Raw genomic sequence first — 25,415 nt, 5'->3', positions numbered from 1 at the left:
CAGGGGGTGCGGACTAGCCTGCGGAAGCCCATCGTGTCTGACGGACCATCAGAAAGGGAGGTCGGCGGCTGATGGATCTCACCTACACGGAGGACGAGGAGGACTTCCGGCACCGGCTGCGCGCCTGGCTCGCCGAGGTTCTGCCCAAGCTGCCGGACCGCCCGCACCCGGCCGACTGGCCCGGCCGCCGCGCCTATGACTGCGGCTGGCAGCGCATGCTCCACGACGCGGGCTACGCCGGGCTGCACTGGCCCGAGGACGCGGGCGGCCGGGGCGCGACGCCCACCCAGCATCTGATCTTCCTGGAGGAGACCGAGCGGGCCGGTGCGCCCTATGTGGGCGCGGGTTTCGTCGGACTGCTGCACGCGGGCCCCACCATCGCCGCAGAGGGCACCCCCGAACAGCGGGCGCGCTGGCTGCCGCCGATCCTGCGCGGGGACGAGGTCTGGTGCCAGGGGTTCTCCGAACCGGACGCCGGCTCCGACCTGGCGTCGCTGCGCACCCGGGCGGTACGGGACGGCGATGAGTACGTCATCAGCGGAAGCAAGATCTGGACCTCGCACGCCGAGATCGCCGACTGGTGCGAACTATTGGTGCGCACCGCGCCGGTAAACGCCGACACGCCGAAGCACCGGGGCATCACCTGGCTTGCGATGCCGATGGACGCGCCCGGGGTGACGGTGCGGCCGCTGCGGACCCTCGCCGGGACGGCGGAGTTCGCCGAGGTGTTCCTGGACGAGGTGCGGGTGCCGGTCGGCCACCGGGTCGGGGAGGAGAACGACGGCTGGCGGGTGACCATGGTGACCCTCTCCTTCGAGCGCGGTACGGCCTTCGTGGGTGAGGTGGTCGCCTGTAGGCGGGTGCTGGCGGCGCTGGCCAGGACGGCGCAGGCCAACGGGCGCTGGGACGACGCGGTGCTGCGGCGCCGGTTGGGGCGGCTCGCGGCGGAGTGCGCGGCGCTGTGGCGGCTCACCCAGTGGAACGTGAGCGAGGCGCAGCGCACCGGCGGGGTGCCGGGCGTCGGCGGCTCGGTCTTCAAACTGCGCTTCTCGCAGGTGCGGCAGGAGCTGTACGACGCCGCGGCCGAGGTGCTGGGGCCGGACGCGCTGGACGCCGGTCAGGAGTGGGTCGCCGACCGGCTCTCCTCGCTCTCGTACACCATCGCGGCGGGAACCTCGCAGATCCAGCGGAACATCGTGGCCGAGCGGATCCTCGGCCTGCCGAAGGGACGGTGAGCGGGCGTGGACTTCCAGCTCACGGACGACCAGCGGGCACTGCGGACCGGAATGCGCGAACTGCTGGAACGGCGCTTTCCGCGCACCCGGCTGCGGGCCGTGGTGGACGGGGACACGGGGCGGGGCGACCGGGACGCGGCGCGGGGTGATGGGGACACGAGGCGGGGCGGAGAGCTGGACCGGGAGCTGTGGCGGGAGCTGGGCGCGGCGGGCCTCTTCGCCCTGCGGCTGCCGGAGTCGGCGGGCGGGGTGGGGCTGGGGCTGCCGGAGGTGGTGCTGGCCTTCGAGGAGGCGGGCCGTGCGCTGCTGCCGGGACCGCTGGTCGCGACGGAGTTGGCGGCGGGGCTTTCGGAATCTTTGGCGGCGGGTGCGGCCCAGGGCGAGACGGTGGTGACGGCGCTGGACGAGGGCGGTGCGCCGGTCGAGCATCTGGCCTCCGCCGATGTGGTGCTGGCGTTGGGGCCGACGGCGGTCGAGGTGATTCCGGCGGAGGAGGCGGCGCGTTCGGCGCGGCCGATGCGCTCCGTCGACCCGGCCACCCCGCTGCACCGGACCGCCCCGAGCCGAACCCGGCTGGACCAGGCGGGACCGGGCCGTTCGGGGCTCGCGGCCCGGCTGCGGCGCGAGGCGGCGTTGCTGACCGCGGCCCAACAGTTGGGCAGCGCCTCCTGTACGGTCGAGCTCGCGGTGGACCATGCCAAGCACCGCACCCAGTTCGGTCGGCCGATCGGCGCTTTCCAAGCCGTACAGCATCTGTGCGCCCAAATGCTGGTTCGTGCCGAATCAGCCAGAAGTGTGGTGTATGCCGCGGCGGTCACAGAAGACCCGGGTGACATCGCGGCCGCCAAGCTGCTCGCCGATGAGGCCGCTGTCCACAATGCCCGCGATTGTCTGCAAGTCCATGGCGGGATGGGCTTCACCTGGGAGGCGGATGTCCATCTCCATCTCAAGCGGGCCTGGGTGCGGGCAGGTCAGTGGCTGTCCGGGGCGGCGGCGGAGGAGGAACTGGCGGCCGGGCTCGTGTCGACCGTTGAAACATGTTTGTAGCCGGGCTCGATGGATACGCCTGAATTGTTGGGATGTCGCATTCTCTGGGGAGATCCCCAGAGCTTCTGAGGTGACCGAGCGTTGATACCAGGTTGTTTCCTAGGCGTGACTCGTCACAGGGTGGAGTCGGGCCCGGGCTCGGGTACTCTCCGTGGGGTGCGAGCGCTTATGGGGTGCGAGAAGCCCGGCGTTGCCCATGGGGCGATTCCGGGCATGACGATGTGCCCCGTTCGCCCGGGGTGTGCGACGCCCCAGCCTCGATGTTCGAGTCCTCAGGACGCGTGTCGCACAGTATGCCCCACGCATACTCCTTGGCGTTGGAATATGACCGAAGCGCTTGTTGGGGTGACTGTGCGTCAACCATGCTGTCGCGCACGGGGGTACCTCCCAGCGGTAGCTGGGGGAGTGTCACGGTCCGTGACCTCTTGGAGGTACAAGGCGATGTGTCTGCCGGTTCGGATGGTGTGAGCGGTGCAGGTGCTTCAGGCGCAGATGGAGGTCAATCCCGACCCGGCGGAGGTGAGTCGTGCCCGTCGATGGGCCCGTTCGCGGCTTGTCGGGTCCGGAATCGGAGCCGATGAGCCACTCGCCGAGACGTTGATTCTGCTCATCTCCGAACTCGTCACCAACGCCGTGGTGCACACCGGCTGTCCGGCCGTGCTGCGGATGCTCTTCCCCGCCCAGTCGATGGGCGGCGGGGGTGGTGCCGGTGGCGGGACGCCGGGGCCGTTCACGAGCCGGGGTGCCGGTGTGGGAACGGTCCGGGTCGAGGTCGCCGACGCCAGTGACCGCGCTCCGTGCCAGCGCTGCGCCGACGAGGGGGACACTCATGGGCGTGGTCTGGAGTTGGTCGACGGTCTCGCCGACCGCTGGGGCTGGCAGCCGGAGGGCTCCGGGAAGCGGATCTGGTGTGAAATCGACCGCGCGAAGGGCGAGGAGTCGCTCTCCAAGAAGCGAGCGACCTCCCATGCGCCGTCACACATGGGGCGAATCAGGCAAAGTCCAGACCAGGTGTTGACGTGACGTGTTCGGTTGATCACTCTAGGATCAGCGATTCGTCGCGAGGGGACGCCGAGGGCTGTGGTGTCTCTGTGGACCGTGTGTTCACGGGGACGTTCCTTGGCGAGTGCGGGTCGCGCCCCCGCTGCTGAAACAGGGCTCAGCGTCGGGAGCCGGGTGGCGGTGCGCGGTGCCGTGCTCGGGGCGCGCATGAGCGCACCGCCACCCGAAAGAGATCGACCCGCCGTCCCCTCCACGGGCGTCGGAGACGTCAAGGCATCGGCGCCGTCAAGCCTTCAGAGGATCGCGACGGGTGCGACGGGCGAGCCCGTGCCGCCCACGAACGGCTCCGGCGGGGCCGACAGGAGAAAGGCGTAGCGCCCCTCCTCGGCGCAGGCTTCGGAGAGTTCCTCCAGATTCCAGTTCTGGCCCTGGAGCATGCCCATCTCGACCAGGTCGAGGGCGTGAACCGGCATCCAGAGATCCTCGATCTCCGGTGGGAAGGCCTCGAAGGTCAGGGTGTCATTGGCGACCGCCGCCACATCGCGGGCGTGGAACCACTCGGGCGTGCGCAGGGACAGGCCCGGTGAGGGGAAGGCGTACGCCTCCTTCTCGCCCGCCAGATAGCGCTGGATCTGCCCGGTGCGGACGAGCGCGATATCGCCGGAGCGCACCCTCGTCCCGGCCAGTTCCTCGGCGGCGTCGAGGTCTTCGGGGGTGACCACATGCCCCTCGGGCAGCCGCTCGGCGTCCCGGGCCCGGGCCACATCGAGCAGCACCCCGCGTGAGACGAGGGGCCCCGCCTTGTCGATACCGCTGAAGGCGGCGCGGTCATGGGGGGTGATGGAGTCGGCGGGGCGGCCGTTGTAGATCCTTCCGGAGTGCGAGACATGGGTCAGCCCGTCCCAGTGGGTACCGGCCTGGAGCCCCATCGTCACGGCGTCGTCGCTGGTCGCCACCGTGCCCGGGCCGAATATCTCGAAGTTGACCGCGATCATCGTATGCAGCGGGTTGACCCGCCCGGGGATCATCCCGGTCTGGATGCCGTCCTGTCGCAGCGGCACCGCGAGTGGTACGCGACGACCGGTCCGTATTGTCGCGGCGGCCTCCCGGACCACGGCATCGGTGATCAGGTTGAGCGTGCCGATCTCGTCCTCCGTCCCCCAGCGGCCCCAGTTGTTGACCCGCTTGGCGATCTCGTGGAACTCGGCTGGCAGCGGCATGGCGTCTCCTTCGGTGTTCCCGGCCGACGTTTGTGTGCGGGGGCTTGTACTCGGGCCGCGTCTGCTCAAAAATCTAACGGACCGTCAGAAACTCCGGGAGGGGATGCGACGTGGGCAACTTCTTGGACGGCAAGGTGGTCGCCGTCACCGGGGCCGGACGCGGTATCGGACGCGCGGTGGCCCTCGCCTGCGCGGCCGAGGGGGCGCAGGTCGTCGTCAACGACTACGGGGTCTCGATCGAGGGCGGCGAACCGAGCAGCGAGGTCGCCGAGGCCGTGGTCAAGGAGATCGCGGCGGCGGGCGGCGAGGCGGCCGCGGTCGCCGACGACGTCTCGACCATGGCCGGTGGCCAGCGGATCGTGGACACCGCACTGGAGCGGTACGGACGGCTGGACGGAGTCGTCTGCGTCGCCGGGATCCTGCGCGAGCGGATGCTCTTCAATATGTCCGAGGAGGAGTGGGACCCGGTCGTCGCCACCCATCTCAAGGGCACCTTCACGGTCTTCCGGGCAGCGTCGGCGGTGATGCGCCGCCAGCGCTCCGGCACGCTGATCGGCTTCACCAGCGGCAATCACCAGGGCAGCGTCGCCCAGGCCAACTACGCCTCCGCCAAGGGCGGGATCATCTCCCTGATGCGCAGCGCCGCGCTGGGGTTGCACAAGTACGGCGTCACGGCGAACTGTGTGGCCCCGGTCGCCCGCACCCGGATGTCCGCCAACGTACCGATGGAGCTCAAGGAGATCGGCGAGCCGGAGGATGTGGCGGCCCTGGTCGTCTATCTGCTGAGCGAACGCGCCCGCGCGGAGCGGATCACCGGGCAGGTCTATACGATCGCGGGCCCCAAGATCGCGGTCTGGGCCCAGCCCCGTGAACTGCGCGCTGGATACGCCGAGGGCGCCTGGACCCCGGAGAAGATCGCCGACTTCCTCCCGGGCACGGTGGGCACCGACCCCATGCCGATGCTGGCCCAGCTGGAGGCCATGGCCCAGGCCGCCGCAGACGGCCAACGCCCCAACGCCTGACCCTGGCAACGGCGGGGCGTACCGGAAACACCCACCAGGGCCGACGAGGGGAGAGGCTGTGGACTTCGCTTTCGGGCCGGAGGACGAGCGGTTCCGCGCCGAGGCGCGCGACTGGCTGGCCGAGCACTTCACCGGACCGTTCGCCGCCCTCAAGCAGCAGACCGGCGGCCACCCCGGCGAGGCGCACGGGGACATGGCCGTCCGCCGCGCCTGGGAGCGCGAGCTCGGCACGGCCGGCTGGATCGGCCTGGGCTGGGACCGTACGGACGGGGCGTACGGCAACCGCGCCGCGACGCTGACCCAACAGGTCGTCTGGGCCGAGGAGTACGCCCGCGCCGGGGCGCCCGGCCGGCTGGGCCATATCGGCGAGAACCTCCTCGGGCCCACTCTGCTCGCCCACGGCGACTCCGCCCAGCGCACCCGCTTTCTGCCGCCCATCGCCCATGGTGAGGAGGTGTGGTGCCAGGGCTACAGCGAACCCGATGCCGGTTCGGACCTCGCCGGGCTGCGGACCCGCGCCGTCCGCGACCCGGGCGAGGGCACCTATCGCATCACGGGGCAGAAGATCTGGACCTCCCTCGCCCATGAGGCCGACTGGTGCTTTGTGCTGGCGCGCACCGAGGAGGGCTCACAGCGCCATCATGGACTCTCCTTTCTGCTGGTGCCGATGGACCAGCCGGGACGGATCGAGGTGCGGCCGATCCGGCAGCTGACCGGGACCGCGGAGTTCAACGAGGTGTTCTTCGACGGGGCCGTGGCCCGCGCCGAACACCTCGTCGGCGGCGCGGGCCACGGCTGGCGCGTGGCCATGAGCCTGCTGGCGGTGGAGCGCGGGGTCTCCACCCTGGTCCAGCAGATCGGCTTCGCTCATGAGCTGAGCCGGGTGGTGCGGCTGGCCCTGGAGACCGGCGCCGCGGAGGAGCCCGTCCTGCGAGACCGGCTCATACGGCAGTGGGCCGAGCTCAAGGCCATGCGCTGGAACGCCCTGCGCACCCTGGGCAGCGCACAGAGCCCCGCCCCGAACTCCGCCCGGCCCGCCCGGGGCCCCGCCCCGCGGAAGGCCGTCCCCCATGACCTCCCCCCAGGGAGCGCGAACCCCCAGGCGCCCGGCTCACCCGACCCCGGCTCACCTGCCCCCGGCCCCCAGCACTCCGGACCGCAGCACTCCGGACCGCAGGATCCCGGTGCGCCCAGCGTCGCCAAGCTGCTGTGGGGCGGCTGGCATCAGCGGCTCGGCGAGCTGGCCGTGGAGGTGAGAGGCGCCGCGGCCGCACTCGGCCCGGCGCGCTGGACCGCCGGCCGGCCGTACGAACTCGACGCCTTCCAGCGTCTCTTCCTCTTCTCCCGCGCCGACACCATCTACGGCGGCTCGGACGAAATCCAGCGCACCATCATCGCCGAGCGCGTACTTCACCTCCCCAAGGAATCACGCCGATGACGAAGACCTACGCGCACTGGATCGGCGGCTCGTGGCGGGCTCCCGGGAACGGGCACTACCCCGTCATCAACCCCGCCACCGAGGAAACCGTCGGCCATGCCCCCGAGGCCGACGCGGCCGATGTGGACGCCGCGGTCCGGGCCGCCCGGGCCGCGTACGACGGCTGGTCGCGCACCGCCCCAAAAGAGCGCGCCGCCGTACTCGACCGGGCCGCCGATCTGCTCGCCGAGCACGCCCCGGACCTGGTGCCCCTCGTCCAGGCGGAGACCGGGGCGACGCTGCGCGTCACCTCGTCCCTCCAGGTGCCCCCGGCGATCGACCGCTTCCGCCGCTATGCGCGCGGCGCCCTTGAACCGGACACCGTGCCGCTGGCCCCGCTGCCCCTGGCCGCCACCCCGCTGGCGCCCGGCGGGCTGATCGGAGCGGCAGCGGTCCGCCGTCCCCTGGGTGTCGTCTGCTGCATCACCTCCTACAACTTCCCTCTCACGAATCTCGCGGGCAAGGTGGCCCCGGCCCTGGCCATGGGCAATACAGTCGTGGCCAAACCCGCGCCGCAAGATCCGCTGTGCTGTCTCGAGCTCGGCCCCCTGCTGAAGGAGGCCGGGCTCCCGGACGGTGCCTTCAATGTCGTCACCGGCTCGCGCGTGGCCGCCGGCGAGGCGCTGGTCGCGCACCCCGGTGTCGACATGGTCAGCTTCACCGGATCCACCGCCGTGGGGAAGAAGATCGCCGAATCCGCGGGGCGGTCGATGAAGCGCACCCTGATGGAACTTGGGGGCAAGGGCGCGGCCATCGTCCTGGGGGACGCCGACGAGCGAGTGATCGCGTCGGCGGTCGGGGCGGTCGGTTCGACCTTCTCCTTTCACAGCGGACAGATCTGCACGGCGCCGACCCGTGTGCTCGTACATCGATCGCTGTACGAGAAGGTCATCGCCGCACTCACACACTACGCAGAGTCACTGAAGATCGGGGACCCTGTGGATAACTCCACGGTCGTCGGCCCGTTGATCTCCGCCGCACAGCGCGATCGCGTCGAGGCGTATGTCTCCGGCGCCCGTGAGCAGGGCGCCCGGATCGTCGTGGGCGGCGAACGCCCGGCGCTCAAGCCCGGCTTCTACGCGGCCCCCACCCTGATCGCCGACGCCGACTCCGCGATGACCGTCGCGCGCGAGGAGCTGTTCGGCCCGGTCGTCGTGGCCCTGCCCTTCGACGACGAGGACGAGGCGGTGCGGATCGCCGACGCCACCCCCTACGGCCTCTACGACTACGTCTTCAGCGCCGACGCGGGCCGCGCCTGGGCCCTCGCCGCCCGTCTGCGCAGCGGAAACGTCGGCATCAACACAGCCCAGCGCCACCCCGAGACACCGTTCGGCGGCTTCAAGGAAAGCGGAGTCGGCCGCGACGGCGGGTCGTTCGGCCTGCACGCGTACAGCGAACTCCAGTCGCTGGTCTGGGTCGCCTGAGGCACCGGAAGGGTGATGAGGATGAGAGGCGTCATCTTCGACGGCACCGCGCCGCGCGTGGTCGAGGACTTGGAGGTGCGCGACCCCGGCCCCGGCGAGGTGCTGGTGCGCATCGCCGCCGCCGGGCTGTGCCACAGCGATCTGTCGGTCGTCGACGGCACCATCCCCTTCCCCCTCCCCGTGGTCCTCGGCCACGAGGGGGCGGGCGTGGTCGAGGAGGTCGGGCCGGGCGTCACCCATGTCGCACCCGGTGATCATGTGGCGCTCTCCACCCTCGCCAACTGCGGGACCTGCGCCGACTGCGCCCGGGGCCGTCCCACCATGTGCCGCGCGGCGATCGGCCGGCCGACCCGGCCGTTCCGCCGCGGCGACGAGCGGCTGTACAACTTCGCCTCGAACTCCGCCTTCGCCGAGCGCACCCTCGTCACCGCCGTCCAGGTGGTGCCGATCCCCGAGGACATTCCGCTCGTCCCCGCCGCCCTCATCGGCTGTGCCGTCCTCACCGGCGTCGGCGCCGTGCTCAACCGTGCCAAGGTGGACCGCGGGGAGTCGGTCGTCGTCATCGGCAGCGGCGGCATCGGGCTCAATGTGCTGCAAGGGGCCCGGATCGCCGGGGCGTCCCCCATCGTCGCCGTCGACTCCAACCCCGCCAAGGAGCCGATGGCCCGGCGGTTCGGCGCGACCCACTTCGTCCCCTCAGCCGACGCCGTACGGGAGATCCTGCCGACCGGCGCGGACCACGCCTTCGAATGCGTCGGCTCCACCCGGCTCATCCGCCAGGCCGTCGACCTGCTCGACCGGCACGGCCAGGCGGTGCTGCTCGGGGTGCCGCCCGCCGACGCCGAGGCGGCCTTCCGCGTCTCCTCCATGTATCTGGACAAGTCCATCCTGGGCTGCCGCTACGGCTCCTCACGGCCACAGGCCGACATCGCGCTGTACGCCGACCTCTACCGGCAGGGGCGGCTGCTGCTGGACGAACTCGTCAGCAGGACCTATCCATTGGAGGACTTCGCCAAGGCCGCCGACGACGCCCACCACGGCCGGGTGGCGCGCGCCGTGCTCACCTTCTGAACGGGCGGCGCCCGATGCGTCCGACGACGAGGGCTGTTCACCCTGCCTTCCCAGCTGGCGGATCCATGGCGCCGAGGCGACCGCGTGACGGCGGGAGTGGCCCCGTGACGGCGCGAGAGTGGCCGTGCGGGCTTTACGCGGTTGTGACGGGCTGAGCGGGCTTTACGCGCGGGCGTCGGTGCCGGGAGCCGTACCGGCCTCGGCGCCCGCGCGGAAGGTGCGGCGGTAGGCGGTGGGGGAGACGCCCACGGCCGCCTGGAAGTGCTGGCGCAGGGACGCGGGGGAGCCGAAGCCGGCCTCGCGCGTCACCTGGTCCACCGACAGATCGGTGCCCTCCAGGAGATGACGGGCCCGCTCGACCCGCTGCTGGGTCAGCCACTGGCCCGGGCTGACGCCGACCTCCTCACGGAAGCGGCGGGTGAACGTCCGTACGCTCATCGACTCCTGGGCGGCCAGCTCCCGCAGCGAGATGGGCCGGTTCAGCCGACCGAGCGCCCAGGCGCGGGCCGCCGTCGTGGTGGCCTGTTGGGCCTCGGGCAGCGGGCGCGGGATGTACTGGGCCTGGCCGCCGTCGCGATGGGGCGGCACCAGGCTGCGCCGGGCCACGTCGTTGGCGACGGCCGTGCCGTGGTCGCGCCGCACCAGATGCAGACACAGGTCGATGCCCGAGGCGACACCGGCCGAGGTGAGCACATCGCCGTCGTCCACGAACAGCACGTTCGGATCGACCTTGACGGTCGGGAAGAGGCGCTGGAAGTGGTCGACGCTGGACCAATGGGTGGTGGCCGGGCGGCCGTCGAGAAGCCCGGCGGCGGCCAGCACGAACGAACCGGTGCAGATGGACACCCAGCGCACGTCCGGCCGGGCATGGGCCAGCGCGGCGCCGAGCGGCTCGGTCATCCGGCCCTCCTCGTGGACCGGGCCGAGTTCGTACGAGGCGGGCACCACGATGGTGTCGGCCTCGGCAAGGGCCTCCGGGCCCCGCTCCACGGCGATCGGGAAGTCGGCGTCCGTGGGCACCAGTCCGGGCTCGGGGGTGCAGGTGACCACCTCGTACAGCCGTCGGCGGTCGGCGGAGCGGGCCTTGCCGAAGATCCGGTACGGAATGCCCAGCTCGAAAGGGATCACGCCGGGGAGGGCGAGGACGGCGACGCGATGGCGCGCGTCGGCGGTCCAGGGCGAGGAATGGGGCGGGGAATGGGGTGGCGATTGGGACTGGGGTGGGGACACTTCCGGCCTCCCGTGGTTCGGACGCGGCCAGAAAGGGCCGTGGCCCGATCCTAGCGAATGCTGTCCCTCGGGCCACTCGTCCATGTCGACCCGCTGCCCGATGCTGGTCCGGTGACGCAGACGACTGAGCTCTCCGAAGCCCCCGAACAGGACGAACGGCCGGATCAGCCCGCCCGGCCCGCACGGCGGGCCCTCCTACGCCTACCGCACCGCGCCTGGTCGGTCGCCGCCATCGCCTTTGTGACGATCATCGGCGCGGCCGGATTCGCCTCACTGCCCGGTCTGCTCATCGATCCGCTCCATGGGGAGTTCGGCTGGTCGCGCGGCACGATCGGGTTCGCGGTCTCCGTCAACCTCGCCCTTTATGGGCTCACCGCGCCCTTCGCCGCCGCCCTGATGGACCGCTTCGGCATCCGTAAGGTCGTCGCGGCCGCCCTCGTCGTGATCGCGGCCGGTGGCGGCCTTACGGTCTTCATGAGCGAGCCCTGGCAACTCATCCTGTGCTGGGGTGTGCTGGTCGGCCTCGGCAGCGGCTCCATGGCGCTGGCCTTCGCCGCGACCGTGACCAACCGGTGGTTCGTGGCCCGGCGCGGGCTGGTCACCGGCATCCTTACGGCGGGCGGGGCCTCCGGGCAGCTGATCTTTCTCCCGCTGCTCTCCTGGATCGTCGAACGGCACGGATGGCGGCCCGCCACGGTGACCGTCTCGGTCGCCGCGCTGGCGATCGTCCCCCTCGTCTGGCTGCTGCTGCGCGACTACCCCTCGGACGTGGGCCTCGCCGCGTACGGCGCCGACGGGCCGCCCGCCCCACGGCCCGCACCCCGGCGCGGCGCGGCCCGGAGGGCCGTCAAGGCCCTCGCCTCGGCCTCGCGCACCGGCTCCTTCTGGCTGCTCGCGGGCGCCTTCGCGATCTGCGGCGCCTCCACGAACGGCCTCGTCAAAACTCACTTCGTGCCCGCCGCGCATGATCACGGCATGCCGGTGACGGCCGCCGCGAGCCTGCTCGCCGTCATCGGCGTCTTCGACATCGTGGGGACGGTGGCCTCTGGCTGGTTCACCGACCGTTTCGACGCGCGACGGCTGCTGGCCGTGTACTACGCGCTGCGCGGGCTCTCCCTGATGTTCCTGCCGATCCTGCTGGACGACGCGGTCCATCCGCCGATGCTCTTCTTCATCGTCTTCTACGGTCTCGACTGGGTCGCCACCGTGCCGCCGACGATGGCGCTGTGCCGGGAGCAGTACGGGGAGGACAGCGCGATCGTCTTCGGCTGGGTGCTCGCCTCCCACCAGGTGGGGGCCGGGGTCGTGGCCTTCGTGGGCGGTGCGGCGCGGGACGCCTTCGGCTCGTACGACCTGGTCTGGTACGGCGCGGGGGCGCTGTGTGCGATCGCCGCGCTGATGTCGCTGGTCATCCAGCGCGTGCCGGGCGCGAAGGCCGCGTCGGCGACGGCATAGGGCGCGTCCGAGAGATCTTGGCGCCTGCGGCGGGCTGTTCCCCTATCCGCCCCTTCCCACAACTGGGGCTCCGCCCCAGACCCCGGCGTCCAGGGGCCGAAGCCCTGCCACGCGGCGGAGCCGCATATCGGTGCTGCGGGACGGGGCGGGGAACGATCCGCCGGACACCCCCGCGGGGCCGCGGGCTCACGGAGACGGGCCATCAGGGCGTACGGATGCGCGCCGCGCGCTCACGGAGACTGGCCCTGAGGGTGTACGGATGCGGGCCACGAAGGCTTACGCAAATGGGCGGCCCTACGGAGACGCCGTGAACTCCCCGAAGGAGCCGCGGTGGAAGAGCAGTGGCCCCGATCGCGACGCGGGCTCGTCCGCGCCCAGCGCCCGGACTCGGCCCACCACGACCAGATGGTCGCCGCCCGTGTGCACGGCGTGGATCGCGCAGTCGATCCACGCCGGGACGTCCGCGAGCCGCGGTGAGCCGGTGACCGGGGACGCCTCGTAGCGGACGCCAGCGAACTTGTCGGGGCGCCGGGAGCCGCTGACCGCGAACGAGCGGCACAGCTCGCCCTGGTGCGCGCCCAGGACATTGACGCAGAAGACGCCCGCGCGGGCGATGCGCGGCCAGGTCGTGGAGGTGCGGGCGACCATGAAGGCGACCAGCGGCGGGTCCAGGGACAGCGAGGCGAAGGACTGGCAGGCGAAGCCGGCCGGTCCGCTCTCGTCGACGGTGGCGATCACGGTGACCCCGCTGGCGAAGTGGCCCAGTACGCGGCGGAATTCGACGGGGTCGACCGGGGGCCGCTCATCGTCGCGCACACAGCGCAGCTCCGGCGGGGGCAGCGGGTCGACCGGTCGTACGGAGGCGGTCGGCGAGCCGACCGCCCGGAGGTAGCGGACGGCGGTGGCGGCCATACCGGCGTGTCCCATCATGGCCCCGTCCCCCTTTCTCGTTTGCTCGGGTTTCTCGTTTGCTCGGGTTATGCCTCGCTGTCCCGGGTTCCCTGACAGCGGTTCCTCAGCAGCCTCAGCAGCCTCAGCAGCCTCAGCAGCCTCAGCAGCCTCAGCAGCCTCAGCGGCCTCGGTAGCCGGGCGGCCGGCGCTCGATGAACGCGCGGACGCCCTCCTGAGCGTCGGCCGTGGTCATGTTGATCTCCTGCGCCGCCGCCTCGGCGGCGAACGCGGCCGGTCGGTCGGCCTCCAGGGACGCGTTCACCAGCGCCTTGGTGAGGGCCAGGGCGCGGGTGGGCCCCGCGGCGAGGCGCTCGGCCCAGGCACGGGCGGTCTTGGCCAGGTCGTCGTCCGGGACGACCCGGTTGACCAGCCCCAGCCGCTCGGCCTCGGCGGCGGGCAGCGCGTCGCCGAAGAACATCAGCTCCTTCGCGCGCTGTGGGCCGATCAGCCGGGGGAGGAGATACGCACCGCCCCCGTCGGGGACCAGACCGCGGCGGATGAACACCTCGATGAAGACGGCCGATTCGGCGGCCAGCACCAGATCGCAGGCGAGGGCGAGATGGGCGCCGAGCCCGGCCGCGGTGCCGTTGACGGCGGCGATCACCGGCTTCTCGCAGTCGAGGACGGCGGCGATGAGCCGCTGCGCTCCGCCGCGGATCAGCCGGGCGACATCGCCCGCGACCCGTTCCGCCCCGTCGGACGCGCCGCGCAGATCCGCTCCCGCGCAGAAGCCCTTGCCGGTGGCGGTGAGCACGACGGCCCGGACGGCCGGGTCCGCGGAGGCGTGGTCCAGCAGCGAAATCAGGTGTTCTCGCTGGTCAGGGGTGATGGCGTTCATCGCCGCGGGGCGGTTGAGCGTGATCCACGAGACGCCGTTGTCAGTGGTGTGCCGTAGAACGGAGTCACGGGAATCTTCAAGGGGGGCAGAGGTCATGGCAACGCTCCATGCGTCAGCGGCAGATCGCCAGGGCGTCCAGTGCCACGGCACCTTGGCCACGTTCCAGCACCATCAGCGGATTGACGTCCAGTTCGGCGAGGTGGTCCCCGAGCTCCAGGGCCATGCGCTGGACCCGCAGCACGACCTCCACGAGCGCGTCCACATCGGCGGGGGGAGCGCCGCGCACACCGTCGAGGAGGGCACGGCCGCGCAGTTCGGCGAGCATCGCTCGCGCCTGGTCCTCGCCGAACGGGGGGACGCGTACGGCAGCGTCACGGAGGACCTCGACGAGCACGCCCCCTATACCGACGGTCACGGTTGGGCCGAAGAGGGGGTCGTGGCTCATGCCGACCACCATCTCCACCCCGCGCTCGACCATCTGGCAGACCAGCACCCCGTCCAGCTCGACGCCTTCGTAGCGGGCGATGTCGGTGAGCTCCCGATAGGTGTCGCGGACCTGGCTGGCCGAGGTCAGCCCCAGCCGGACCAGCCCCAGCTCGGTCTTGTGGGCGAGCTGCGGCGCGGACGCCTTCATGACCACGGGGTAGCCCACCAGACCCGCGGCGCGGACGGCCGCGGCCGCGCTGGTCACCAACTGCTCGCGCGGCACCCGGATGCCGTACGCCCGCAGCAGCTGTTTCGCCGCGTGCTCGCTCAGGCGGTCTCCTGGGCGCAGCAGATCGCGCACCTTGCGAAGGGAGGGGGACGGCGTGCGCGGGGCGTCCTCGAAGGGGGAGCGGTAGGAGGCGGTGAAGCGGTGGTGCCCCAGATAGGCGCGCACGGCGGTGATGCAGTTGGCGAACGTCCGGAAGGTTGCCACGCGGGAGGAGCCCAGCAGGGTGGTGCGGTAGGCGTCCTCGGTGCCGACCGGCGAGCCCCACACCACGCACACCAGCTTGTCCGTCTGCTCTGCCGCGTCCACCAGGTCCTGCGCCAGCTTGTCGCTCATGGGCGGGAAGGGGCCGGTGATCGGGCAGATCAGCACGCCCACGGAGGGATCGGCGAGGATCGCGTCGATGATCTTCCGGCCGCGCCAGTCGCCGACCGGGTGGCCGCCGTTGTCCACCGGGTTGGCGACGCTGAGATCGCCGGGTATCCACTGGTGGAGCTCGGTCTGCTTCTCGGGGGAGAGGGCCGGCAGGGTGAGGCCCGCCGCGGTGGCGAGGTCGGAGAAGTGAGCCCCGGTGCCCCCGGAGATCGAATACACCACGACGCCCTCGGCGAGCGGCGGGCGGGCGCGGGCGAGCAGCGCCGCCGTGTCCTGCAGCTCGTCCAGGCCGTCCACGCGGATCACGCCGAACTGCCGCATGGCCGCGTCCACCACCGCGTCCGAGCCGGTCAGCTTGCCGGTGTGGGAGGCGGCCGTGCGGGCGCCGGTCTCGGTGCGGCCGACCTTTACGGCGACGACGGGCACCTTGGCGCGGGCGGCCCGGTCGGCGGCGAGAAGGAAGTCGCGGCCGTCCTTCAGCCCCTCCGCGTACAGGGCGATGGCGCCGACCTCGGGCCGGGTGGCGAAGTAGGAGATGAAGTCGGAGGTCTCCAGATCGGCCTCATTGCCGGTCGGGGCCCAGTGGCTGAGCCGGATGCCGAGTTCCTGGAGGGTGAAGACGGGGCGGCCCTGGTGGCCTGACTGGGTGATGAGGGCGATGGCGGGCCCGTCGAGGTCGTCGCGGAACTTCTCGAAGGCGTTGAGGTTGGTGTTGGGGCCGAGCAGCCGCAGCCCGGCGCCGCGGGCCGCGGCGGCCAGCCGGGCCTGCGCGGCGGCGCCCTCGGGGCCGGTCTCGGCGAAGCCGGAGGCGAAGACGACGGCGAACCTCACCTTGCTCCCGTCGAGTTCCTCGATCACCGGGAGCGGGTCGCGGACGAGGAGGACGGCGAGGTCGACGGGTTCGGGCAGCGCGGCCACGGAGGGTACGCACGGAATGCCGAAGACGGCGGGACGGGAGGGATGCACGGGGTGCAACCGGGCGCCGACGCGTTCGGCCCAGGCCAGGAGCTGACGGGTGATACCGGTGTTGGGGCGGCCGTCCGCGTCGGAGGCGCCGATGAGGGCCACCGACTCGGGATGGAAGAAGCGGTCCAGATCGGGGACGGCGGAGGTCAGCGGGCGCCCGCTGACGTCCACGTCGTCCACGCCTTCGGCGGTCCCGCCCGCCGCTGCCCTGCTGTGGACATGCACGGCGGGGCCGGGGGCCTGACCGCAGGCGACGGCGCGGGCATGACGGGAGTTGGTGGTCAGGGTGCCGTAGGTCGATCCAAGCATCGGTATCCGCCACTCCTGCTCGTTGGCCAATAACCGGGTACGTGACCAGGGGATTCGGCGCCGGCCGCCGTAGCAAAACTGACGCCAAGTCACATTACCCAGTAGTCAGGTTACTGAACTGACGGCCTGTCAGGAATGCTCGGGGCGCGAGGAACACGCAGGGTGACGGCGGGGCGGCGGAATCGCGGCTCGTCCCGCCCTGCCGTCATGCCGTCGTGCGGGCGACCGTCTTGGCGATCTTCCGGGCGTCGATGGCCAGCTCGCGCAGCATCCCGCTGATCGGATTCGTATAGCCCGTGAAGTGCAGTCCGGGCGCGCCCTTCAGGGTCCGTCGGCCGTGCGGGAGGGGGCGGCCACGGTCGTCGAGCACGTCCAGATGGCCGACCAGTTCCTCCAGGCCACGCCGGTAGCCGGTCGCGGCGATCACCACCTCGGGGCTGATCCGCGAGCCATCGGCCAGGATCACCTTGTCCTGATCGAAGGAGTCCACCGCCGAGACCACTTCCACCCGTCCCGTCCGTACCGCGTCGACCAGCCCCACGTCCTGGACCGGGATCGCGCCCTCCCGTACGCGGGTGTAGAGCCCGGTGTCGGGCCAGGGCAGACCGTGCTCGGTCAGATCCGGCATGCTCACCCGGCACATCACCCGGGCCGCCCGGTCCACCGCGCGCCGCGGCAGCCTGCGCACCAGGATGCCGGTGGCCTGGGCGGGCCACCCGGCCGTCGAGCGGCGCAGGATATGCGGCACGGTGCGGATCGCCAGCCGCACCCGGGCCGCGCCGCCCTCGATCAGATCGACCGCGATCTCGGCGCCGGTGTTGCCGACGCCGACCACCAGGACGTCACGGCCCTCGAAGGGGCGGGCGTTGCGGTAGTGGGCGGCGTGCAGCAGCTCGCCGGTGTAACCGGCGCGGCCCGGCCAGTCCGGCAGCCGTGGGGTGTGGTTGAAGCCCGTCGCGACGACGACCACGGGTGAGGACAGCGCACGGCCACCCGTGGCGCGCAGCACCCACTCCGTGTCGTCGGGCGACCGGTCGATGCGGGAGACCTCGACGCCCGTGACGATCTCCAGCCGGTGGTGCTCGACATAGCGCTCCAGATAGCGCACCACGTCGTCGCGCCCGACCCACCGTCCGTAGGACCGGGGGATCGGCAGTCCGGGGAGCGCGGAGAGTCTGCGCGTGGTGTGCAGATGCAGCCGGTCGTAGTGGTTTCGCCAGGACGCGGCGACCGCGTCGGACTTCTCCAGGACGACGGCGCGGATCCCGCGGTGGCTGAGCGCGGCAGCGGCGGCGAGTCCGCCCGGTCCGCCGCCGATCACATAGACGGGTGAGGACTTCTCGGGGGAGCGGTCGGCCATGCGGGTGAGCGTAGTCGGGTATTTGACGGGTTTCGGTCAAACGATCCGGTCAAAGTGATTCCGGATGGGTTGCGGAGAGGTCACGGTCGGTCGGCGCCGGACTGTCGGCGCGATGTCCCGTCGGTTTCCGTTCCGCCGGTGCGACCCCTTGCGCCGGCCGTGCCCGGCCCATGAAACTGACGTACCGTCAGATTTGCCGGGACGGGAGGGTGGAGGACGATGCGGACGATCGGGCTCGACGGGGCCGAATGGCTCGCCGTACTGCGTATCGGACTCGGCCTGTGGTGGCTCGAGAGCTGGCGGCACAAGGACAAGAAGGACTGGTTCGAGCGCGGCACCGGCATCGGCTGGGCGGTGGGCGTGGCCGCCAAGCACCGCTGGGCGTTCGTCCGAGGCGGCTTCGACGCGGTGGTCACACCCCGTCCCAAGGTCATGGCGTACGTCGTCGTCTACGCGGAACTCGCCCTGGGCCTCGGGCTGACGCTCGGCTTTCTGACCCCCATAGCGCTGATCGGCGCGATCGTGCTCAATCTGCTCTATTTCCTGCTCATGATCCACGACTGGGCGGAGCAGGGGCAGAACTCGATGATGGTGCTGATCTCCGTCGTCGGGCTCTTCGGCATGAGCTGGCAGACCTGGTCGCTCGACGAGGCATGGGGGCTGTTCCTGTGAGTCCGACGCCGCCGCCCGCGGACGCTCCGCGCTTCGACCTGCCCGAGATCGACGCCTTCACCCGCCCCTACTGGGACGCCGCCGCCGAGGGCCGGCTGCTGATCCGGCGCTGCGGCGGGTGCGGCCGGGCCCATCACTACCCGCGAGAGTTCTGCCCGTACTGCTGGAGCGAGAACGTCGCCTGGGAGGCGGCGAGCGGCGCCGCATCTCTCTATACGTGGTCCGTGGTGCACCGCAATGACCTGCCGCCGTTCGGCGCCCGCGTCCCGTACACCGCCGCCGTCGTCGACCTCGCCGAGGGGCCGCGGATGATGACCGAGCTCATCGAGGTCCCGGAGAGTGGCCCGCGGGTGGGGATGCGGCTCAGGGTGGCGTTCCGGGCGGTGGGGGCCGCCGGGGCGGCTGAGGGGGACCTGCCGGTCATTCCTGTCTTCCGGCCGGTGCCTGCTTAGTCGCACGGCATGGCCGCCTTACGGCCGTGCTGTTCAACGGTGCACGCCTTACGGCCGTCGTCGCCGTACGGCCGCGCCGCCGTTATGGCCACAGCAGCTCCCGCCGCCAGCCGCCGCGCTCCCCGGGGGTGCGGCGGTAGCGGACCCGTACGTGCCGCCGCAGGGCCTCCTCCTGGTAGAACTCGATCTCGTCGGCCTCCAGGACGTACAGGGTCCAGGTGGGGGCGGTCGCGTCCGGTTCGCGTTCGGCCCGTTCGTACGCCGCCTCGAAGGCCCGTAGCAGCTCCTCGTAGGAGCCGAGTACCTCGCTCTGCCGTCCGCTCCCGGCCAGCGCCGCCGCGAGCGCCGCGGGGGACCGGCCGCGCAGATCGGCCGCGCTCTCCTCCGGTCCGGCCTCGCGGACCCGCCCGCTGACGCGCACCTGACGGCCCGAGCGCATCCAGTGGAACGCGAGCGAGGCATACGGCCGCTCGGTCAACTCTCGGCCCTTACGGCTGGTGCGATGGGTGCCGAAGTGCCAGCCGCGCTCGTCGGCGTCGTGCAGCATCACCGTGCGCTGGGACGGGCGGCAGTCGGCGCCCGCGGTGGCCAGGGTCATGGTGTGCGGTCCGGGTTCGTCCGCCTCGGCGGCCTCCCGCAGCCACCGCCGAAAGAGCGGAAGCGGTGCGTCCGGGGCCGTGGCCGGGTCGAAGACGGGCAGTTCGCCCGCATGGGGTACGCGCAGGCCGCGTAGCAGTGCGCGGAATGCCTCATCCTCGTTCTCGCTCATCGGCTCCCCATCCGATCACCCGTGAGGGGCCGGGGCAAGCGGGGGGCGTACGTACGGCCGGGGCGGGCCCGTCAGCCGCGGCCCAGGACCACCGTGCCCGCCGAGCAGAACCAGCCCCCCGTGCCCGACGCCACGGCCAGCTCCGGCAGCCGTCCGCCCGCCTTGCGCACCTGGCGCTCCCCGGCCTCGCCGCGCAGCTGACGTACCGCCTCGACCAGCAGGAACAGCCCGCGCATCCCCGGGTGGCAGGCGGAGAGGCCGCCGCCGTCGGTGTTGGTCGGCAGCTCGCCGTCCCGCGTCAGCCGCCCCTTCTCCGCGAACGCCCCGCCCTCGCCCTTGGCACAGAAGCCGAGGTCCTCCAGCGTCACCAGGGTCATATAGGTGAAGGCGTCATAGAGCTCGGCCACGTCGATCTCCGACGGCTGGACGCCCGCCCGCGCGAAGGCCGCCCGGCCGGAGGCCGCGGCCGGGGAGACCGTGAAGTCCTCCCATTCGGACATGGTGGTGTGCGAGACGGCCGTGCCCGAACCCAGCACCCATACCGGGGCCTTCGCCGTGTCCGGCACGTACTCCTCGGCCGCGAGCAGCACCGCGCAGCCGCCGTCCGAGCGGATGCAGCAGTGCAGTTTGGTGAAGGGGTCGGCGATCATCGGGCCGCTCAGGACGTCATCGACCGTGATCGGTTCGCGAAACATCGCGTCCGGATTGTGTCCGGCGTTGATACGCGCCTGAACGGCGATGTCCGCCAGTTGTTCGAGTGTGGTGCCGTACTCATACATATGGCGGCGCGCGGCCATCGCGTACTTGGCGACCAGCGTATGCCCGTACGGGACCTCGAACTGGAGCGGTCCGCGCGCCCCGAAGGAGAGGTTCGCGGTGCGGCGGCCCGCGCGGATGTCGGCGCGGGCGGTGGACCCGTAGACGAGCAGAACGGCGCGGGCGTGCCCGGCGGCGATCGCGTCCGCCGCGTGCGCCGCCATGACCTCCCAGGTGGAGCCGCCGACGGCCGTCGAGTCGGTCCAGGTCGGCCGCAGCCCCAGATACTCGGCAACCTCGACCGGCGCGAGGGTGCCGAGCCCCGCCGAGGCGAGGCCGTCGACGACCGTCCGGTCGAGACCGGAGTCGGCGAGGGCCCGGCGGGCGGCCTGGGCGTGGAGGGCATAGGGGGTGGCCGTGTCGACGCGGCCGCAGTCGGAGAGGGAGACGCCGACGACGGCGACCTTACGGTTGCGCTGCGCTGCGGGCGGCATGAATCTGACGGTACATCAGATTTGCTGGAGCGGAAGGGGGCGCATGTGCGAGCGCGCCGAGGCCCAGGGGGAAGGGGGTGGTCCGGACGATCTCCCGTATGGCCGTGCTCGTGCCCCGAGCGCAAGCCCCGTCCGGACCACGCGTGAGGCGCCCGGTTACCGCAGGAACTGCCCCACGCAAGCGGCGATCGCCACCAGAAGGCTCAGCACTCCGATCACGACCTGCCACTTGTCCGGGCCGGTCCACCGGGCGTCGCTTGTCTCCTGCGTGCTCCGATCGTCCATTACCCCTCCTCGCTCCTCCGACAGGCCCCGGAGGACAGGGCCACCGCCGGTCCGGTCGCGCTCCGGCGGAGGATGCGGGGAGGAACGTGGTGGGGCGGCAGCAGCTTAGCCGTGGATGGGGCGGGAGGGGTGGGAAAGTCCGGAGCTCGTCCCTAGTATGACGGCCCGTCAGAAAACGGAGGTGCTCGCCGATGGACGCCGCGTTCACCGAGGAACAGGACGAGATCCGCCGCACGCTGCGCACTCTGCTGCGGGAGCGGTGCGGGCCGGACGAGGTCAGGGCGGCGGTCCAGACCGCGCCCGGCTATGACGAGGCCCTGTGGCGGCGGCTCGCCCGGACGCTCGGGCTGCCGGGTCTCGCCCTTTCGACGGCGTACGGGGGCGTCGGCTGCGGCGTCACCGAACTGGCGCTGGCCTGTGAGGAGACCGGACGGGTGCTGCTCCCCTCACCGCTCCTGGCCACCGCCGTGTTCGCCGCGCCCCTGGTCGCAGCGCTCGGGACGGAGGCGCAGCGCGCCGAGCTGCTGCCGCGCATCGCGGACGGAGCCCTTACGGCGGCGCTCGCGGTGCCGGGGCGCGCGCTGCCCGAAGCGCTGGGGCTCGTAGGAGCGCGGGACAGCGCGTGGGCCGGTGGGGGGCGCGCGGGAGGTGTCCAGGCGCGCCCGGACCGGGACGGCGGCACGGGGTGGCGGTTGTACGGGCAGGTGGAGCAGGTGCCGGGCGGGCACAGCGCCGAACTGCTGCTGGTCGCCGCCCGCGCCGGGGGCTATACGCGCGGGCGGACGCTGCTGTTCCTCGTCCGGGCCGGGGCGGACGGCCTGGCCCGCACCCGGCTGACCGCACTCGACGCGACCCGGCCGCAGGGCCGGATCGAGCTGCGGAACGTCTCGGCCGAGCTGCTGGGGGTGGACGACGGCGGGAGCGGGAGCGGGGAAGCGGTGGCCGAGGCGCTGGCGGCCGTGGGTACGGCGGCCGGGGCCGTGCTAGCCGCCGAGGCCGTGGGGGCGGCGGACGCGGCCCTCACGCGGACGGTCGAGTATGTGCGGGCGCGTGAGCAGTTCGGCCGTCCCATCGGCTCGTTCCAGGCGGTCAAGCACCGGCTGGCGGGCGTGTACGTCGCGGTGCAGGCGGCCCGTTCGGCGGCGTACTACGCGGCATGGGCCGCGACCGAGGGCGGTACGGGCGGTACCGGCGGTACTGGCGGTACTGGCGGTACGGAAGCCGCGGTGGCGGGCGGGCTGGCGCTCGCGCAGGCGCTGGAGGCGCAGCGCACGGCGGCGTCCGAGGCGGTGCAGCTGCACGGCGGTATCGGCTTCACCTGGGAGCATGACGCGCATCTCTACTTCAAGCGGGCCGCCTCGGACGAGCTGCTCTTCGGCCCCGTCCACCGGTTGCGGGCCCGGGCCGCGGAACGGGAGGGACTCTTCGGCGCGGCTGATCGCGCTCCTTACGGCGGCGATGAAGGGAGCGACGGAAGCGGGAGGAGCGGCGGGCGCGGCGGTCCCAACGGGGATGGCAGGCACAATGAGCCGGACGGGCGCGACGGGAGTGACGGTCGAGATGGGCCGGACGGGCGAGATGGGCTGCGTAAGGCGGTGACGGTCTGATGGCCGGTTACGGCGTGAAGCTGGTCCGCAAGGTGTCCTCGACCCGCGCCTTCGCCAAGGTCGCGCCCCATGTCATCCCCGCGTTCGACCGCACCGTCCACCGGCTGACCCGCGGCAAGGTGCTGCCGAGCGCGCGGATGCTGCCGGGCGTGATCCTTACGGCGCGCGGCGCGAGGTCGGGGCTTCCCCGCCGTACGCCGCTGGCCTGCATGCCGGAGGAGGGTGGTACCTGGATCCTGATCGGCAGCAACTTCGGCCGTCCGGGCCATCCGGTCTGGACCACGAACCTCCTGAAACACCCCGAAGCGGAGATCAGCTGGCGGGGCCGGGACATCGACGTCCGGGCACGCCTCCTGGAGGGCGCCGAACGCGAGGCGGCCTGGGCCGCGGTCCTCGCCTTCTGGCCTCCCTATGCGACCTACCAGTCCCGGGTGGACCGCGAGATCCGCCTCTTCCGCCTCCACCGCGTCGAGGCGGGCGGAGCCGGTCCGTCCGGGCCGACCAACCAGTGACCGCAAAGGGCCGCGGCGGATCACTGGAGAGTGATCCGCCGCGGCGTGACAGGACGTGCGGGCCCGGCCGGGCAGGCGGCCGGAAGGGGCCGGGGAAGGGAGGCCGGGGGAGGGAGGAGGGAGGCTGGGGAAGAGGGTGCGGATTCGTTACTTCGGCGGCTTGCGGCCCGTGATGCCGAGGTGGACCAGCCAGGTCAGGCTCGGCCTGAGGTCGGCCTGCTTGACGCCCCAGCTCTGGAAGCCCTTCTGGTGCGCCGCGACCGCCGCCAGCATGGCGACCAGCGAGCCCGCGATGGCCCCAGGGTTGAGGTCCCCGTCGATCCGGCCCTTGGCCTGCTGCTCCTTGACGGCGTCCGTCAGGGAGTTGGTGACGGAATTGAGGATCTTCATGCGGATTTTGTAGAACCGCTTGTCACCCTCGGCGGCACCCAGATCGACCACCCTCAGGATGGCGTCGTGTTTGCGCCAGAAGGAGAGGAACCCCTCGACCAGGTCCTCCGCCGTGGTCGCCCCCGACTTGCCGGCCCATGAGCGGTCGGCGACCAGATCGGTGAGGCTCGCGCCCTCCTTCGCCATCTCCTCGGCGAGCTCGAGGACCGCGCCTTCCACATCGGGGAAGTACTGGTAGAACGTCGCAGGCGAGGTCCCTGCCTTACGTGCGACATCGATGACCTTGACGTCTCGATACGGGGAGGTGCTGAGCATCTCGCCGAGGCAGTCGAGCAGCTTCTGCCGCGTCGCCTGCCCGCGACGACCGGCCACCCGCCCGTCGACTGTGCGTACTTGTCCTGTCATGCCGTCAGCTTACCGAGGGGTGATCGGAGCGCGATTCGGCTGCGTGCAAATGGGGTTAGGGCGGGATGAGGAGGTTTGTGAACCTCGCTGAGCAGGCTGGAATGGCTGATTCCGGCCCCTGTCCACAGTCGTCAAGCCCTCAATCACCGCTCACCCACGCGTGTGAATCGTGTTATCAACAGCCTGTGGATAACAACGGTGGATGACGAGGTCGGATCCGTCTCCGAGCCAAAAGGATTGGCCAAATATTTCGAGTTCCGGGGCGAGCAGACCGGGCGATCCCCCGTTAGCGTGGCAAGTGAGGTGAACGAACCAAGCGGCTCCAAACACGCGCCAACTACCTCCAAACGGACTGTGAGCAAGTTCCGAGGTGAGCGGGCTCTGAGGTGAGCGGGCTCCGAGGCGAGCAAGTCCGAGGCGAGCAAGTCCGAGGACCGAGGACCGAGGGACGCGGGAGGATCCGGGCCATGGCGGCATTCGCGGAAGGCGTGCCCTGCTGGGCGGATGTGCTGCTGTCCGACCTCGCGGCGGGCCGGCGCTTCTACGGTGAGCTCTTCGGCTGGACCTTCCAGGAGATCGCCACCGAATACGGCACGTTCACCCGGGCCCTCCTCGGCGGTAAGGACGTCGCGGGGCTGGTGCCCAAGCCGGACGGCCGGATGCCCACGGTCTGGAACATCTACTTCGCCGCCCAGGACGCCGCCGCGACCGCCGTACGGATCCGCGAGGCCGGTGGCCGGGTGATCACCCCGCCGGTGTGGATCGACGAGTTCTGCGTCATGGCGACGGCCGCCGACCCGGGCGGCGCCGTCTTCGGGATCTGGCAGGCGGGCAGCCACGCCGGCTTCGCGCGGCGCGGCACGCCCGGTTCGTACGGCTGGACCGAGGTCCACACGCGTCAGCCGCGCGCCGTGGACGCCTTCTACCGGGCGGTCTTCGGCTACGAGATGACGCCCGCCGCACCGCCGTCCGCAGGGCCCTCCACGCCGCCCCCGGGCGCGTCCCCCGCACCGCCCTCCGCCGAGGGCTCACCGGCCGACGTGGTCCTGTGGACGCCGCGCGGAGAGCCCCCCGATCCCCGTCACGCGATCGGCGGACGCGTCGTGATGGGTGAGGAGTACCCGGCCGTTCTGCCCGCCCACTTCCTGACGTACTTTGTGGTGGCGGATTGCGATCAGGCGCTGCGTACGGCCCACAGGCTGGGCGGGCGGGTTCTCAAGGCCGCCGAAGATACGCCGTACGGGCGTTTCGCGGTCCTTGTGGACAATCAGGGCGCGGCCTTCGCCGTCATCGACACCTCGACGGCGGGCTGAACCCGGGGCGAATAACTGGGCGATACGGGCCTGCGGGCACTTGGATGGTCCCCGGTCGAACCGGAC

General features: G+C 71.7%; 23 protein-coding genes. 13 read left to right on the top strand and 10 right to left on the bottom strand.

Features of this window, described 5'->3' with window-relative positions; translation table 11 throughout:
• Positions 1 to 71: 71 nt before the first annotated feature.
• The 3 genes from ACMTAK_RS21845 (at position 72) to ACMTAK_RS21835 (ending at position 3,305) form a co-directional block, all read left to right on the top strand.
• Complete coding sequence (locus ACMTAK_RS21845; RefSeq protein ID WP_413807787.1) at positions 72 to 1,235, top strand: acyl-CoA dehydrogenase family protein; 1,164 nt, start codon at positions 72 to 74, stop codon at positions 1,233 to 1,235.
• 6 nt (positions 1,236 to 1,241) lie between these two features.
• Positions 1,242 to 2,282 carry an acyl-CoA dehydrogenase family protein gene (locus ACMTAK_RS21840; RefSeq protein ID WP_413807786.1) on the top strand — a complete coding sequence of 347 codons (1,041 nt, stop codon included), beginning with the start codon at positions 1,242 to 1,244 and terminating at the stop codon, positions 2,280 to 2,282.
• 471 nt (positions 2,283 to 2,753) lie between these two features.
• A complete protein-coding gene (locus tag ACMTAK_RS21835) occupies positions 2,754 to 3,305 on the top strand; it encodes an ATP-binding protein (protein ID WP_413807785.1) in 552 nt (183 codons plus the stop codon).
• A 272-nt stretch (positions 3,306 to 3,577) separates the two neighbouring features.
• Here the strand turns inward: ACMTAK_RS21835 and ACMTAK_RS21830 are convergent, their stop codons facing one another.
• Positions 3,578 to 4,504 carry a cyclase family protein gene (locus ACMTAK_RS21830; RefSeq protein WP_413807784.1) on the bottom strand — a complete coding sequence of 309 codons (927 nt, stop codon included), beginning with the start codon at positions 4,502 to 4,504 and terminating at the stop codon, positions 3,578 to 3,580.
• Between the two features lie 110 nt (positions 4,505 to 4,614).
• Between ACMTAK_RS21830 and ACMTAK_RS21825 the strand changes: the two genes are divergently transcribed.
• The 4 genes from ACMTAK_RS21825 to ACMTAK_RS21810 are packed head-to-tail and all read left to right on the top strand — an operon-like array spanning position 4,615 to position 9,498.
• Complete coding sequence (locus ACMTAK_RS21825) at positions 4,615 to 5,526, top strand: SDR family NAD(P)-dependent oxidoreductase (protein ID WP_413807783.1); 912 nt, start codon at positions 4,615 to 4,617, stop codon at positions 5,524 to 5,526.
• Between the two features lie 58 nt (positions 5,527 to 5,584).
• Positions 5,585 to 6,964: an acyl-CoA dehydrogenase family protein gene (locus tag ACMTAK_RS21820; protein WP_413807782.1), complete on the top strand. Its 1,380-nt coding sequence runs from the start codon at positions 5,585 to 5,587 to the stop codon at positions 6,962 to 6,964.
• Positions 6,961 to 8,427, top strand: coding sequence for an aldehyde dehydrogenase family protein (locus tag ACMTAK_RS21815; protein WP_413807781.1), 1,467 nt, complete (start codon positions 6,961 to 6,963; stop codon positions 8,425 to 8,427). The genes ACMTAK_RS21820 and ACMTAK_RS21815 overlap by 4 nt, the downstream gene beginning before the upstream one ends.
• 21 nt (positions 8,428 to 8,448) lie before the next feature.
• Entirely contained in the window at positions 8,449 to 9,498 is a 1,050-nt protein-coding gene (locus ACMTAK_RS21810) for a Zn-dependent alcohol dehydrogenase (RefSeq protein ID WP_198281465.1), read from the top strand.
• 162 nt (positions 9,499 to 9,660) lie between these two features.
• Here ACMTAK_RS21810 and ACMTAK_RS21805 read toward each other — a convergent pair whose 3' ends face one another.
• On the bottom strand, positions 9,661 to 10,626 hold the full coding sequence (locus tag ACMTAK_RS21805; RefSeq protein WP_413807780.1) for a GlxA family transcriptional regulator: 966 nt from the start codon (positions 10,624 to 10,626) through the stop codon (positions 9,661 to 9,663).
• A 213-nt stretch (positions 10,627 to 10,839) separates the two neighbouring features.
• Here ACMTAK_RS21805 and ACMTAK_RS21800 point away from each other — a divergent pair, with 213 nt between their 5' ends.
• Positions 10,840 to 12,183 carry an MFS transporter gene (locus ACMTAK_RS21800; protein ID WP_413807779.1) on the top strand — a complete coding sequence of 448 codons (1,344 nt, stop codon included), beginning with the start codon at positions 10,840 to 10,842 and terminating at the stop codon, positions 12,181 to 12,183.
• Positions 12,184 to 12,477: 294 nt separating this feature from the next.
• On the opposite strand, the gene ACMTAK_RS21795 is transcribed toward ACMTAK_RS21800, so the two are convergent.
• The 4 genes from ACMTAK_RS21795 to ACMTAK_RS21780 all read right to left on the bottom strand — a co-directional run bounded on the left by ACMTAK_RS21795 (position 12,478) and on the right by ACMTAK_RS21780 (position 17,694).
• Positions 12,478 to 13,113 (bottom strand): flavin reductase family protein, encoded by a 636-nt coding sequence (locus ACMTAK_RS21795; protein ID WP_413807778.1) that lies wholly within the window; start codon positions 13,111 to 13,113, stop codon positions 12,478 to 12,480.
• Between the two features lie 139 nt (positions 13,114 to 13,252).
• Positions 13,253 to 14,068 carry an enoyl-CoA hydratase/isomerase family protein gene (locus tag ACMTAK_RS21790; RefSeq protein ID WP_413807777.1) on the bottom strand — a complete coding sequence of 272 codons (816 nt, stop codon included), beginning with the start codon at positions 14,066 to 14,068 and terminating at the stop codon, positions 13,253 to 13,255.
• 16 nt (positions 14,069 to 14,084) lie between these two features.
• Positions 14,085 to 16,334, bottom strand: coding sequence for an acetate--CoA ligase family protein (locus tag ACMTAK_RS21785; protein WP_413807776.1), 2,250 nt, complete (start codon positions 16,332 to 16,334; stop codon positions 14,085 to 14,087).
• Between the two features lie 205 nt (positions 16,335 to 16,539).
• Positions 16,540 to 17,694, bottom strand: coding sequence for a flavin-containing monooxygenase (locus tag ACMTAK_RS21780; RefSeq protein ID WP_413807775.1), 1,155 nt, complete (start codon positions 17,692 to 17,694; stop codon positions 16,540 to 16,542).
• Between the two features lie 219 nt (positions 17,695 to 17,913).
• On the opposite strand from ACMTAK_RS21780, the gene ACMTAK_RS21775 reads away from it, so the two are divergent.
• Together ACMTAK_RS21775 and ACMTAK_RS21770 are read left to right on the top strand one after the other, a co-directional pair.
• Positions 17,914 to 18,366, top strand: a complete 453-nt coding sequence (locus ACMTAK_RS21775) for a DoxX family protein (protein ID WP_210948436.1) — start codon at positions 17,914 to 17,916, stop codon at positions 18,364 to 18,366.
• Positions 18,348 to 18,818, top strand: coding sequence for a Zn-ribbon domain-containing OB-fold protein (locus ACMTAK_RS21770; protein WP_413807774.1), 471 nt, complete (start codon positions 18,348 to 18,350; stop codon positions 18,816 to 18,818). Before ACMTAK_RS21775 ends, ACMTAK_RS21770 begins: the two co-directional genes overlap by 19 nt.
• An 82-nt stretch (positions 18,819 to 18,900) precedes the next feature.
• Here ACMTAK_RS21770 and ACMTAK_RS21765 read toward each other — a convergent pair whose 3' ends face one another.
• The 3 genes from ACMTAK_RS21765 to ACMTAK_RS21755 form a co-directional block, all read right to left on the bottom strand.
• Positions 18,901 to 19,587: a pyridoxine/pyridoxamine 5'-phosphate oxidase gene (locus ACMTAK_RS21765; protein ID WP_413807773.1), complete on the bottom strand. Its 687-nt coding sequence runs from the start codon at positions 19,585 to 19,587 to the stop codon at positions 18,901 to 18,903.
• A 71-nt stretch (positions 19,588 to 19,658) separates the two neighbouring features.
• Positions 19,659 to 20,837 carry a thiolase C-terminal domain-containing protein gene (locus tag ACMTAK_RS21760; RefSeq protein WP_413807772.1) on the bottom strand — a complete coding sequence of 393 codons (1,179 nt, stop codon included), beginning with the start codon at positions 20,835 to 20,837 and terminating at the stop codon, positions 19,659 to 19,661.
• A 156-nt stretch (positions 20,838 to 20,993) separates the two neighbouring features.
• On the bottom strand, positions 20,994 to 21,122 hold the full coding sequence (locus ACMTAK_RS21755) for a hypothetical protein (protein ID WP_413807771.1): 129 nt from the start codon (positions 21,120 to 21,122) through the stop codon (positions 20,994 to 20,996).
• A gap of 191 nt (positions 21,123 to 21,313) precedes the next feature.
• On the opposite strand from ACMTAK_RS21755, the gene ACMTAK_RS21750 reads away from it, so the two are divergent.
• Both ACMTAK_RS21750 and ACMTAK_RS21745 read left to right on the top strand, forming a co-directional pair.
• Complete coding sequence (locus ACMTAK_RS21750) at positions 21,314 to 22,729, top strand: acyl-CoA dehydrogenase family protein (protein ID WP_413807770.1); 1,416 nt, start codon at positions 21,314 to 21,316, stop codon at positions 22,727 to 22,729.
• Complete coding sequence (locus tag ACMTAK_RS21745) at positions 22,729 to 23,241, top strand: nitroreductase family deazaflavin-dependent oxidoreductase (RefSeq protein WP_413807769.1); 513 nt, start codon at positions 22,729 to 22,731, stop codon at positions 23,239 to 23,241. Before ACMTAK_RS21750 ends, ACMTAK_RS21745 begins: the two co-directional genes overlap by 1 nt.
• A 147-nt stretch (positions 23,242 to 23,388) precedes the next feature.
• On the opposite strand, the gene ACMTAK_RS21740 is transcribed toward ACMTAK_RS21745, so the two are convergent.
• Complete coding sequence (locus ACMTAK_RS21740) at positions 23,389 to 24,036, bottom strand: TetR family transcriptional regulator (protein ID WP_044571496.1); 648 nt, start codon at positions 24,034 to 24,036, stop codon at positions 23,389 to 23,391.
• A gap of 467 nt (positions 24,037 to 24,503) precedes the next feature.
• On the opposite strand from ACMTAK_RS21740, the gene ACMTAK_RS21735 reads away from it, so the two are divergent.
• Complete coding sequence (locus ACMTAK_RS21735; protein ID WP_413807768.1) at positions 24,504 to 25,349, top strand: VOC family protein; 846 nt, start codon at positions 24,504 to 24,506, stop codon at positions 25,347 to 25,349.
• Positions 25,350 to 25,415: the final 66 nt, after the last annotated feature.

It is taken from the genome of Streptomyces lacaronensis, from assembly GCF_047337785.1.
GTDB lineage: Bacteria > Actinomycetota > Actinomycetes > Streptomycetales > Streptomycetaceae > Streptomyces > Streptomyces lycopersici.
The sequence above is the reverse complement of the archived record's forward strand: the minus strand, read 5'-3'. Positions and strand labels throughout refer to the sequence as shown.

Bases quoted from the DNA above. Each gene is read 5' to 3' on its own strand.
- ACMTAK_RS21845 (WP_413807787.1), top strand. From the start codon at position 72: ATGGATCTCACCTACACGGAGGACGAGGAGGACTTCCGGCACCGGCTG.
- ACMTAK_RS21830 (WP_413807784.1), bottom strand. From the start codon at position 4,504: ATGCCGCTGCCAGCCGAGTTCCACGAGATCGCCAAGCGGGTCAACAAC.
- ACMTAK_RS21815 (WP_413807781.1), top strand. From the start codon at position 6,961: ATGACGAAGACCTACGCGCACTGGATCGGCGGCTCGTGGCGGGCTCCC.
- ACMTAK_RS21810 (WP_198281465.1), top strand. From the start codon at position 8,449: ATGAGAGGCGTCATCTTCGACGGCACCGCGCCGCGCGTGGTCGAGGAC.
- ACMTAK_RS21795 (WP_413807778.1), bottom strand. From the start codon at position 13,113: ATGATGGGACACGCCGGTATGGCCGCCACCGCCGTCCGCTACCTCCGG.
- ACMTAK_RS21790 (WP_413807777.1), bottom strand. From the start codon at position 14,068: ATGACCTCTGCCCCCCTTGAAGATTCCCGTGACTCCGTTCTACGGCAC.
- ACMTAK_RS21785 (WP_413807776.1), bottom strand. From the start codon at position 16,334: ATGCTTGGATCGACCTACGGCACCCTGACCACCAACTCCCGTCATGCC.
- ACMTAK_RS21780 (WP_413807775.1), bottom strand. From the start codon at position 17,694: ATGGCCGACCGCTCCCCCGAGAAGTCCTCACCCGTCTATGTGATCGGC.
- ACMTAK_RS21775 (WP_210948436.1), top strand. From the start codon at position 17,914: ATGCGGACGATCGGGCTCGACGGGGCCGAATGGCTCGCCGTACTGCGT.
- ACMTAK_RS21770 (WP_413807774.1), top strand. From the start codon at position 18,348: ATGGGGGCTGTTCCTGTGAGTCCGACGCCGCCGCCCGCGGACGCTCCG.
- ACMTAK_RS21765 (WP_413807773.1), bottom strand. From the start codon at position 19,587: ATGAGCGAGAACGAGGATGAGGCATTCCGCGCACTGCTACGCGGCCTG.
- ACMTAK_RS21760 (WP_413807772.1), bottom strand. From the start codon at position 20,837: ATGCCGCCCGCAGCGCAGCGCAACCGTAAGGTCGCCGTCGTCGGCGTC.
- ACMTAK_RS21755 (WP_413807771.1), bottom strand. From the start codon at position 21,122: ATGGACGATCGGAGCACGCAGGAGACAAGCGACGCCCGGTGGACCGGC.
- ACMTAK_RS21750 (WP_413807770.1), top strand. From the start codon at position 21,314: ATGGACGCCGCGTTCACCGAGGAACAGGACGAGATCCGCCGCACGCTG.
- ACMTAK_RS21745 (WP_413807769.1), top strand. From the start codon at position 22,729: ATGGCCGGTTACGGCGTGAAGCTGGTCCGCAAGGTGTCCTCGACCCGC.
- ACMTAK_RS21740 (WP_044571496.1), bottom strand. From the start codon at position 24,036: ATGACAGGACAAGTACGCACAGTCGACGGGCGGGTGGCCGGTCGTCGC.
- ACMTAK_RS21735 (WP_413807768.1), top strand. From the start codon at position 24,504: ATGGCGGCATTCGCGGAAGGCGTGCCCTGCTGGGCGGATGTGCTGCTG.